The 9251-nt window shown below is 47.3% G+C and carries 15 protein-coding genes; 11 read left to right on the top strand and 4 right to left on the bottom strand.

The window, feature by feature from the left end; translation table 11 throughout:
* Positions 1-168 precede the first annotated feature (168 nt).
* From A6R74_RS05110 to A6R74_RS05155, 11 genes are all read left to right on the top strand, one after another.
* A complete protein-coding gene (locus A6R74_RS05110) occupies positions 169-591 on the top strand; it encodes a hypothetical protein (RefSeq protein ID WP_064233377.1) in 423 nt (140 codons plus the stop codon).
* Between the two features lie 96 nt (positions 592-687).
* Entirely contained in the window at positions 688-1173 is a 486-nt protein-coding gene (locus A6R74_RS05115; protein ID WP_064233378.1) for a DUF1456 family protein, read from the top strand.
* A gap of 130 nt (positions 1174-1303) precedes the next feature.
* Positions 1304-1747 carry a hypothetical protein gene (locus tag A6R74_RS05120; protein ID WP_064233379.1) on the top strand — a complete coding sequence of 148 codons (444 nt, stop codon included), beginning with the start codon at positions 1304-1306 and terminating at the stop codon, positions 1745-1747.
* A gap of 64 nt (positions 1748-1811) precedes the next feature.
* A complete protein-coding gene (locus tag A6R74_RS05125; RefSeq protein WP_064233380.1) occupies positions 1812-2372 on the top strand; it encodes a hypothetical protein in 561 nt (186 codons plus the stop codon).
* Complete coding sequence (locus tag A6R74_RS05130; protein WP_064233381.1) at positions 2342-2980, top strand: GNAT family N-acetyltransferase; 639 nt, start codon at positions 2342-2344, stop codon at positions 2978-2980. The genes A6R74_RS05125 and A6R74_RS05130 overlap by 31 nt, the downstream gene beginning before the upstream one ends.
* Before the next feature lie 260 nt (positions 2981-3240).
* Entirely contained in the window at positions 3241-3972 is a 732-nt protein-coding gene (locus A6R74_RS22905) for a nuclear transport factor 2 family protein (protein ID WP_205634141.1), read from the top strand.
* 70 nt (positions 3973-4042) lie between these two features.
* The gene (locus tag A6R74_RS22735) at positions 4043-4195 is read left to right on the top strand and encodes a hypothetical protein (RefSeq protein ID WP_165603355.1); all 153 of its coding nucleotides are present in this window, start codon (positions 4043-4045) and stop codon (positions 4193-4195) included.
* A 323-nt stretch (positions 4196-4518) separates the two neighbouring features.
* Positions 4519-5004: a RidA family protein gene (locus A6R74_RS05140; protein ID WP_064233382.1), complete on the top strand. Its 486-nt coding sequence runs from the start codon at positions 4519-4521 to the stop codon at positions 5002-5004.
* Positions 5005-5100: 96 nt separating this feature from the next.
* The gene (locus A6R74_RS05145; protein ID WP_082906603.1) at positions 5101-5496 is read left to right on the top strand and encodes a GFA family protein; all 396 of its coding nucleotides are present in this window, start codon (positions 5101-5103) and stop codon (positions 5494-5496) included.
* Between the two features lie 86 nt (positions 5497-5582).
* Positions 5583-6161, top strand: a complete 579-nt coding sequence (locus tag A6R74_RS05150) for a nucleotidyltransferase family protein (RefSeq protein WP_064233383.1) — start codon at positions 5583-5585, stop codon at positions 6159-6161.
* A gap of 35 nt (positions 6162-6196) precedes the next feature.
* A complete protein-coding gene (locus A6R74_RS05155; protein WP_165603356.1) occupies positions 6197-6751 on the top strand; it encodes a GNAT family N-acetyltransferase in 555 nt (184 codons plus the stop codon).
* A gap of 186 nt (positions 6752-6937) precedes the next feature.
* Here A6R74_RS05155 and A6R74_RS05160 read toward each other — a convergent pair whose 3' ends face one another.
* The 4 genes from A6R74_RS05160 to A6R74_RS05180 all read right to left on the bottom strand — a co-directional run bounded on the left by A6R74_RS05160 (position 6938) and on the right by A6R74_RS05180 (position 9218).
* Positions 6938-7174: an addiction module protein gene (locus A6R74_RS05160; protein WP_064233385.1), complete on the bottom strand. Its 237-nt coding sequence runs from the start codon at positions 7172-7174 to the stop codon at positions 6938-6940.
* A 465-nt stretch (positions 7175-7639) separates the two neighbouring features.
* Complete coding sequence (locus A6R74_RS05170) at positions 7640-7846, bottom strand: YrhK family protein (RefSeq protein WP_064233386.1); 207 nt, start codon at positions 7844-7846, stop codon at positions 7640-7642.
* Between the two features lie 45 nt (positions 7847-7891).
* Positions 7892-8347: a carboxymuconolactone decarboxylase family protein gene (locus tag A6R74_RS05175; protein ID WP_064233387.1), complete on the bottom strand. Its 456-nt coding sequence runs from the start codon at positions 8345-8347 to the stop codon at positions 7892-7894.
* Between the two features lie 52 nt (positions 8348-8399).
* Positions 8400-9218 (bottom strand): helix-turn-helix transcriptional regulator, encoded by an 819-nt coding sequence (locus tag A6R74_RS05180; RefSeq protein ID WP_064233388.1) that lies wholly within the window; start codon positions 9216-9218, stop codon positions 8400-8402.
* Positions 9219-9251: the final 33 nt, after the last annotated feature.

A 9251-nucleotide genomic window follows, 5' to 3' on the forward strand; every position in this document is an offset into this window, starting at 1 on the left:
CGCATCAGGTGAACCTGGAACGAGTTAAGGTGTGTTGCAATTGCCCGCCTATGGGTACGGTTAACGGCCTGATCATCTAGATTATAAAAATCAGTCGTTAAATGAGTAAATGCTCTGACTTGTTAATTATTTTTTATTGTTTTTTCAGTAGATAAAAGGTTTTTAGTAATGATTAATACCAAAATATACAAGGCAGTTTACGACCTCGCTGAAAAACTCATGAAGGCTGCTGATAAAGAGGATAGAGACGCTTTTGATGCGCTCTATGCGCAGTTGGAAACGGTCTGCACTGAGAACGAAAACACCGATAAAGATCACCCCGAACAGTGGGAAACGCTGGCAGATTTTACTGAAGAGCTCGATGAGGCGCTGGCTGTCTACGAGAAAGCCTTTGAAAAAGCTGTCGCGATTAATTCGACAGACCATATGTCATCCATCGCGTTCTCCATGGCAAAATTGCAAGTTGAACTGGGCCAAACTGACGCGGCGATCAGCAATCTTAAAAATGCCCAAATCACCGCCAACAAAATTGAAGATGGCGAGCTGAAAGAAGAAATCAATGAGCTGCTTGAGAAGCTGACGGCAGGCTAGGCTTGTTACGTTACTGATTTTACGACCAATCACGATTGACGCGGATGTACATAACGCCTGATTGTGCTGGGTTTGCCTAAGACTAGGGACACTATTTTGACCAATAACGATATTTTTCGCCGCATACGTTACACCTTTGATTTAAAAGACAGCACCATCGTGGATATCTTCGCCTTGGCAGAGGTCAGCGTGGCTCAAGAGCAGGTCACTGCCTGGCTGAAAAAAGATGAAGACGATGCCTTTGTGACGATGAAGAACAAGGAATTGGCGGCGTTTTTGAACGGCTTTATTAGCTTTAAGCGCGGCAAGCGCGAAGGCCCACAGCCCGTGCCAGAATCGCAGCTGAACAACAATATGGTGTTTCAGAAGCTGCGCATTGCGCTGAATCTGAAGGCTGAAGATATTTTGGCTGCGTTTGAACTAGCCGGCTTCAATCTAAGTAACCATGAATTAAGCGCGTTTTTCCGCAAGCCGAGCCACAAAAATTATCGCGAGTGCAAAGATCAGGTGCTGCGCAATTTTTTGCTCGGCATCCAGCTTCAGTTGCGGCCTAACCAGGACGTTTCAAGCGCTGAGTCCTGAGTTCATAGCCTGAGTTCACCGAACAGCTGCAGCATTTTTTGTCATAAGGTAGAGGCCAATTTTGGTTTCGATGGTACGTTTTAATAGCCGTCGAATCAGGCCATTATTGGCCGTTTAGCAGGAGAGTGTGATGTCTATTGATCCAATGGCGGTATGGGCGAATATGACATTGAAAGTCTGGCCTGAACGCTACTGGATGCTGGATCTTAGCGATACATCTGCTCAAGAGGTGGCTAACGTGTTCGTGGCCAGCGATGCTCGGTACAGTTGCTTAATTCGCGATCAGTCCGGTATATCAGCGATTGTCGAAGAGGCTGCTGTCGAAGGCTTAAAAACTCAGGTCTCGATAAGAGGTAGTTTCGGCCCGTTTCGAGTTATATCAACAGATGGGGAGCTTCCTTTCGATGTGATTGGTTTCCTTGGCCCTGTTCTGCGAGCGCTAAATGAACAAGGCATCAAAGCTGGCCCGCAGTGTGGTGCCGTATTCGATCACCTGTTTATTTATGAACGGGACGTTGAGAGAGCGGTGGCTCTTCTAGAAGATTTCATTAATCAGGCTAGGGAGAGTCACTGAGTTGCTCTGGTAAGGCGCTTAACAGGGCATTTGATGCCTGTTAGCTTGGCTGTAGGTATGAACTGTGACTAGACTCCCAGATTTCGCTACTCACTACTATTTGCGAGAGTCCGGCCCGTTTCGGAGTCTCTCAGAGCTTCCTGCGGGCTCGGAAAACCCTGTGTTCCTTGACCTCCTGACTCGCCATCAGCGTGATCCTGGGTACCGGCGGCGCTACGGTAGGAACTATATAGGAGTCCGGCGTGAGGTTGAGGCTCGGCTGCGCGAACTCTTCATTGCGCGTGGGGGTAAGCCGCGCCGCGATCATCCCTTCTATCTGGTGCTTGGAGAATCATCTTGGTTTCACAACCTGAACGCGGATCAACGTGAGCTTAGAATCCCTCTCTCGGAGCTTGATCCCGAAGTAACGTCTTTGACTTACCCTGATAGCTTTATTGCGTTAACCCGAGACGACAAGCCTTACTACAATCAAGTGTTTCTGCTTAGCGAAGTGAATAAGCTCGTTACACGCTTCGGTATTCCTGCCAATGATCACTTGATCCCTTACGAGCGTTATTGGGAAACTGATTTTGAGCTCTATATCGAGGTGCAGCTTTGGGACACTCCATCCATAATCAATGTCTAAACAGTGATAACAATTCAGCCTTTTGTGACCAAAAGCAGAAAAGCTATGCAGTCGTTGCGAACGATAGGCATCCAAACCGGATTGCCGTTTCCAAACAGCTGGAATTGAGGTACTACAGATCAGAAGATATCGCACGTATCTTTGAAAGCTATACGGGCGACTTAAGCTCAGCAAAGTACCTTGCGCGGCGCCCTCACACGGAAGTCGAACAAACCGAAACGATGCTCCAAAATCTTTCCATTCCTGAAAGCATGGCATTAACAGGCAAGTGCATTTGGGTTGTAGATGCCATTAGCGAGGGGGAAGGTGCCATAGGGCTGGTAACTATTGTGAACGATAATGACTCAATGGCTGTTCACTTTGGTATCGGTAGACCCTATAGAGGTCGCGGTTACGCAGCAGAGGCGTTGTTACTTACCGCACAGTACTTACTCGCAACAGGTCAGGCAACAAGCGTTAACTCTTTTACTGACGTTGAAAACGTGGTTGCTCAAATGGCTTTAGAAAAAGCGGGTTTTATATACACCACAAGAACCGATAAGTTTTATCAGGCCCCACAAATGAACGGCGAGTATAGGGACGTTTTCCATTACAAGTTCAGGGCTTGATAAAGGCTTGCCTACGGCTGCTTATGCGCTGTGTAGGCCCTCGCAAAAAAAAACAGTAGTGAGTCAGAGGGGAGGGTTCTCAGTGCTCAGGCAAGTGGATGGCGTTAAGATGCAACCTAAGCACAGAGCCATCTGACAATGTGACATGGTTGAGCTTGAACTCAATCTCCCGATGGCCTTGTTGATCCGAAAAGGCTGGACCGAAAGAATCGTTTTACGTTCGTTTGTTGCAAACCGGTGAACCGGAGACGTTGCGAGATATGCTTTCGCTGGCTTATGGTGTAGTTGGTCGTGTTCGGAAACATCGCACGCTGTACCTTGTTGACAGGATACGTATACATCTCGATAGGGTTAAGGCCCTTGGGCACTTTATTGAATACTTTCCTCCAGCGAGTCATCTCAGCTCTTTGAAGCCTCTTATGTTGATTTGTTTGAAAAAAAACGGGGAGCTAATCATTTATTCTACAGGGGCTAAGTGGCTCCATATAAGTTACCGCGCATTTCAACCATTACAACTCAATGGGTTACAAGCTGCCGGTGCTTGTTTATTTTTGCGCAACCACTTAAGCAAGAAGTCGCGAAGGTCAATGAATCCAGATGTTAAGGCAACGGCTATGGGAATCGAAGCGGATCTGATAGAAAAAGAAAGGGCATTGCTCAGCTTTGGTGTGCGCAGCTCACCGGAGATACTGCGCTCTTTGCTGTCTCCGGAATTTTTGGAGATCGGAGCGTCAGGCGATTTTTTTGGGTTAGATAGTGTTCTTGATAGTTTGCCACTCGAGTCTTCGTGGTCGGCTGTATCCCAGGACTTTGAACACCGGAGATTGAGCTCTGATCTCATTCAGCTCTTTTATCGAGTTGTGATCAGTCGTCAAAATGGCTTAATGACAAGCTATTCTCGGCGAACGTCAATATGGCGGAAAGAGGAAGGGGGATGGAAAATGATTTACAACCAAGGCACGGCTATTTCTCCTTTTGACCTTCATTCTTAAATCGTCGATCCTGCGAGTGTTAGACATTTAAATTTTTAAAATTGATATACAATCGTTAGGAAATAAATCTATGGAAATTGCTAGCATAGATAAAGAAAATATCGATGATCTTTATGGCTTAAATGCCAAGCTTGCCGAATCCGAAAATCAAAGCCACTTGTTTACTGCTGATAGACAAAGTTACGCTGACGCTTTTTTGGCCACTACGCCTGCTTGTTTTTGATTCTTGGTTTATCAAGACAACCAACCCATTGGTTTTTATATATATAATTTTAAGTTTGCGAGTTATATCGCTTCACGTGTTCTTTATATTGAAGATCTGTACTTGATCGATGGCTTTGCTACTGAAGAAAATAAAAAATTACTTCTGCAACATGCTGTGAGCATATCACAATCTGAAAATTGCTGTAGAGTCGAGATGCGCGTTCTTAAAGAGGTTAATTTTGGGTATGATCCTATAAAAAGCTTTGGCTTCAGTGAGATCAAAAAGTGGGATGTGTATCGTCTAGATCTTTAACCCTCAATAGCATAGATGTGGAGCCTGTAATGAAATCAACCGTAGAAGAGTGTATCCGCTCATTGGGCTTGGAACTACCCGTCGTTACAACGCCTAGGGGCAACTTTCGTTCCTATGTTATTTCGAACAATATGCTCTATCTGTCAGGTAAGGGCGCTCCGTTGCGAGAAGAGGGAGTGGCTGTCCCAAAAGTGGGGCAGGAAGTGACTGTTGAGCAGGCTCGGGCCTACGCTCAAGAGGTTGGTCTGTATCTCCTCGCGCTCATCAAAGAAGCTCTGGGAGACTTTGATCGGGTTCAACGTGTTGTGAAGATGTTTGGTATGGTCAATGCTGATCCCAGCTTTACTTCCCACACTGAAGTCATCAACGGTTGTTCCGATCTGTTTGTTACTGTGCTTGGTGAGCGCGGTGAGCATGCACGCTCTGCCATTGGCGTTGGATCACTGCCAAAGGGGTTTGCTGTGGAAATTGAGGCCATCGTTGAGTTTTCTTTGCCACACGATCGCTATGCTTAACCTCTTCATTGAACTGCACCCACGTCTGTTAGCTACTTTTATAAAGCGCTGAGGCCGATAAAAGCCCAGCGAGGATCGGCAAAGGAGAAAAGGCTTGTGATCAGGCAAGTAGGCAGGGTGAAAATTCAACCTAAGCACAGGGCGACATGCCACTGCGGCATAGTAGAGCTCGAACTTGATTTGCCTGAAGGGCTTGTCGATCCGAAACGGTGTAACTGCTCTATTTGCAGGCGCAAAGGCGCTGTCATGGCCTATGTGCCATTGAACGGTCTTCGTATTCTCCGCGGCGCTGAGCATTTAAAGCTATACCAGTTTAATTCAGGCGACGCTAAGCACTACTTCTGTTCAAACTGCGGCATCTACACTCACCACCAAACGCGCTCGAACCCTACTGTGTATGGATTTAATGTCGGGTGTATGGAAGGTATTAATCCCTTCGACTTGGATGATTTGCCAGTTAGTGATGGTATCAACCATGAGTCTGATCAATAACAAGGGATAAGGAAGGCTTAGCATTTTGTTTGATTGGTTTTTCGTGGCTTCGTAGCTATAAATAAGCGTATGAGTTAGGTATTTAGATGGATCAGGGAGCAGTGATCAAACATTGGGTGACGAATGAACCGGTGCGGATGGAGGCGCTTACTATAGCGGCTGCTCAGAGACTGCCGGGTTGGTGCCTCGCTGCTGGGTTCGTTAGAAATTTGGTGTGGGACAAGCTACATGATTTTTCAGCGAGTACACCGCTAAACGACATTGATTTAATTTATTTCGATTTACACGACACCAGCGATTCTCGTGATCGGGAAATTGAAGGCGAGTTAAGGGCCGCTTTGAAGCTCCCGTGGTCGGTAAAGAATCAGGCCAGAATGCACGAGCGGAATATGGATCGTCCATATACCTCAACTGAAGATGCTATGAGTTTTTGGGTTGAAGTAGAGACTGCCGTAGGTGCTTCTTTGGCTGATGATGGAGAAGTCATTATTGTGGCTCCCTTTGGTGTTAAGCCACTGTTTGACTATACCGTCACATTAAATCCCAAAAGGCCAAAGCGAGCAGATTTTGAGGCACGTATATATAGCAAACGGTGGCTGCAAACCTGGCCAAAATTGGTCGTAAATACGGTACTTCCCACGACAATCAATCGTGTTCGGGGCTAGCGCTTGCCGAGAGCATCATCAACAAGGAGGAAGTGGTGCAAACTTGCGAAACGGAAAGGCTATTTATACGGACATTATCCCTAGATGATGTTCCCGAGCTGACCACCATCCTCAGCGATCCTGAGGTGATGAAATACTCGATCCGTGGCGTTTGCGATGAAGCGGCGACCCGGCGATTTATTGAATGGTGTTTGAAGAGCTATGCCTCTCACAGTATCGGGCCGTTGGCATTGGTAGAAAAGGTTTCCGGTAAGCTTGTCGGCTTTTGCGGTGTCGGTACCGAAGAGGTAAATGGCGTTGAGGAGAACGGTTTAGGGTATCGGCTAGCCAAACAGTACTGGAGTAAAGGTCTGGCGTCTGAAGCAGTGCAAGCGGTGCTCAATGATGCATTTAGTCAAAAGCAACTATCGTCGGTGGTGGCGATTATTGAGCCTGAGAATATTGCGTCACTTAAGGTTGCAGCAAAAGCAGGGTTTTCTACGTTCGACATCTATGACTTCCATGGCCGCCCAGTGAGGTTGTATCGGTTAAATCAGAGTCAGTGGGACGCACTTCATACTAAGGGCATGAACGCGACAATTGCACGATGAGTAGCCCCAAGAGTTGGAGACCGTCAGCTGACTCGATTATGCCAGTACCCTGGCTTTCTCGAATGATGGGCGAAAGCAACAATGGTAATTGTTTGGTTATTGACCACAGTCACAAGGGAAAAAGGAAATTGTTGAAGGATCAAACCCTTTGCGCCAAGTTTTCTTGCTTGGCCTATCCCATCAAAATTAGTTCCTTATCAGAGCTCGGGCACGTTTAAGGGCTTCGCTTACTTCTAACGATTCGGTTTTGCCAGATTCCAGATTATTGATTCTGCGACATATCTCCTCGTCCCAGGCTTCCGATACACTGATTTCAGCCATACCGTCCAAGCTTGCAACCAAATCATGAGCGAGTTGAGCCCGTTCCTTCTCCGATAGGGTCATTGCTTCGCTCGTGATAGTTTCGAGTTGCGCTGTATTCATTTTTCACTCAGCCTTGTGAAACGGCAATTTCAAAATCATGCAGTAGATTAGACCTGATGACAAGGCCATCAAGCCCGTCTATAGACTGTTGTTGGAGCCACATTATCGGCCCTGGTAGTGGATTATGCGTCGAGGAAAATTCAATGCCAAAGGTCATACTGAAAGGATTTATTATCGTCCCCGAACAGGATCTGGACGCCGTTAAAACAGAGCTCATCAACCATAAGCGGTTAACCCTGGCTGAGCCAGGCTGCCTCGTTTTGAGGTTGTTCAATGCACTACAAATCCCTATCGATTCGATGTGTATGAGGAATTTTTAAATCGAGAATCTTTTGCGTTTCATCAAGTTAGAGTGAAAGCTTCCGCGTGGGGGAAGATATCAGCCAATGTTGAAAGGCATTACAGTCAGTAAGCCGCTGGGTAGCTAAACCCCAGCGGCTATATCAACGTCCAATGTTGAATCAATTAGCCGCACTTCTTACCAGCATTTCTCAAACTCATTGCGTAAATAATAAACATGGTCAGTGACCCCAGCACAAAGCACCATACGCCTACGGTTGCATAGATCGCGCCTGCGGGAAGAAATAAAAGACTGCCAAAGAAGAAAAATAAGCTTGATAAGAGACCGAGTAGATTGGGTAGCTGTTGACGCTGCGTCGTCTCATTGTTCATTTTATTTCCTTGTCTGCAATATTACTTTCAAGTGCTTCACCGGGTTTAAATACTGATGTCGGGGGCAAACTGAAAGCCCACCGATATCCGATTCCAGCTGTTGATTTGAACAATAATGGCGGTGAGGTCAATCAGCCCCTGCTCGCCAAACGCATCTAGGGCGTTTTGATAGTCGTTGTCACTCACAGCTTGCTGGCTGACAAGTGTGAGCGCTTCTGCCCAGGCGAGTGCGGCGCGCTCTTGTGTGCTGAAGCAGGGAGCTTCACGCCATGCAGGCAATACGTCCAGGCGAACCTGGTGCTCGCCGTCGTCTCTGGCCTCTTGCGAATGCATGTGCTGACAAAAGCAGCAGTGATTAATTTGCGAAACACGCAGTTTTACTAAGTGGATTATCGAGCGATTAACCGTTGAGTCTGAAGTAATGTTACCTAATGCGGTGAGGTGCTTAGCTAGGCTTGGGCAAAGACGATATACCGTCTGTTGAGACATACGAGTAGACATTTAGGAGACCTCGATGAGTAAGTTGAGGGCTCAGCTTAACGTCGAGGTTTTTTTACGCCTTGTAAATTTGCGACAGTTTGCGTTTGCGATAGGCGGCGGGCGTTTCATAGGCAAGTGATTGGAAGGCGTGGGTGAAGTGAGCCTGGTCATAGTAGCCGCATTGCAGCGCTATTTCCGCTAGGGGCAGTGTGGTTGCCAGCAGACCTTGCCGGGCACGGTTGAGTCGGGCATAGGCGACTAATTGGCCTGGGGTAACGCCCACCTCGCGTTTTAATTTGCGCTCCAGGGTGCGGCGCGTAAACCCTAGCTTGGCGCCTAACTGCTGGGGTGGAAGCTGTAGCTCTCCAATGGCTTGAACAAGCGAAGTGATACGGCTATTGGCAGGTGGCTGGCTTTTTAGTCGATCTAGCAGCCATGTTTCCAGCAGTCGTAAGCCTTGCTGTGAGTCCGATTGGTAAAGGCGCTCTACCACGGGCATTAATCCTTGCAACTTTAATTTTTGCAAACTTAGTGCTTCAAGCTCGTTTTCCAAGCGATGGTATGTATCTGTGAATGCTTCGGGTAGTAAGCCCAGCAAGCTGTGGGCACCTGCAGCTCTAAAACGAATGCCCAAACAGGGGGTGGTCGTATCGAGCGTCTCTATCAACGTTCGCCTGTTGAAACAGAGCGTGATGACAGGGTGGGAACTGGCGAGCTTTATGCTAAGACTAGCCCCGGCATCGGGGTAGAATTTTTCGGTTCTGGGCTCGGTGAGGTGACCAGGGCCTCCCATTGACCAAAAGCATTGAACCCAGGGGGTTAATCGCTTATCAGGCAGACGATACCGAAAGTTTAGATCGTTAGCGTTGCCTGGCAGAATAAGGTTGGTCATGGTGTCAATCAGCGAGAAGTTTTATTAATGATA

The sequence above is a fragment of the Halomonas sp. ALS9 genome, from assembly GCF_001651035.1.
Lineage (GTDB): Bacteria > Pseudomonadota > Gammaproteobacteria > Pseudomonadales > Halomonadaceae > Vreelandella.

What these genes read in the sequence shown, in the direction of transcription:
- A6R74_RS22735 (WP_165603355.1), top strand. Translation starts at nt 4,043, where the DNA reads ATGGAAATTGCTAGCATAGATAAAGAAAATATCGATGATCTTTATGGC.
- A6R74_RS22905 (WP_205634141.1), top strand. Translation starts at nt 3,241, where the DNA reads ATGCTTTCGCTGGCTTATGGTGTAGTTGGTCGTGTTCGGAAACATCGC.
- A6R74_RS05170 (WP_064233386.1), bottom strand. Translation starts at nt 7,846, where the DNA reads ATGAACAATGAGACGACGCAGCGTCAACAGCTACCCAATCTACTCGGT.
- A6R74_RS05120 (WP_064233379.1), top strand. Translation starts at nt 1,304, where the DNA reads ATGTCTATTGATCCAATGGCGGTATGGGCGAATATGACATTGAAAGTC.
- A6R74_RS05110 (WP_064233377.1), top strand. Translation starts at nt 169, where the DNA reads ATGATTAATACCAAAATATACAAGGCAGTTTACGACCTCGCTGAAAAA.
- A6R74_RS05150 (WP_064233383.1), top strand. Translation starts at nt 5,583, where the DNA reads ATGGATCAGGGAGCAGTGATCAAACATTGGGTGACGAATGAACCGGTG.
- A6R74_RS05140 (WP_064233382.1), top strand. Translation starts at nt 4,519, where the DNA reads ATGAAATCAACCGTAGAAGAGTGTATCCGCTCATTGGGCTTGGAACTA.
- A6R74_RS05180 (WP_064233388.1), bottom strand. Translation starts at nt 9,218, where the DNA reads ATGACCAACCTTATTCTGCCAGGCAACGCTAACGATCTAAACTTTCGG.
- A6R74_RS05160 (WP_064233385.1), bottom strand. Translation starts at nt 7,174, where the DNA reads ATGAATACAGCGCAACTCGAAACTATCACGAGCGAAGCAATGACCCTA.
- A6R74_RS05175 (WP_064233387.1), bottom strand. Translation starts at nt 8,347, where the DNA reads ATGTCTACTCGTATGTCTCAACAGACGGTATATCGTCTTTGCCCAAGC.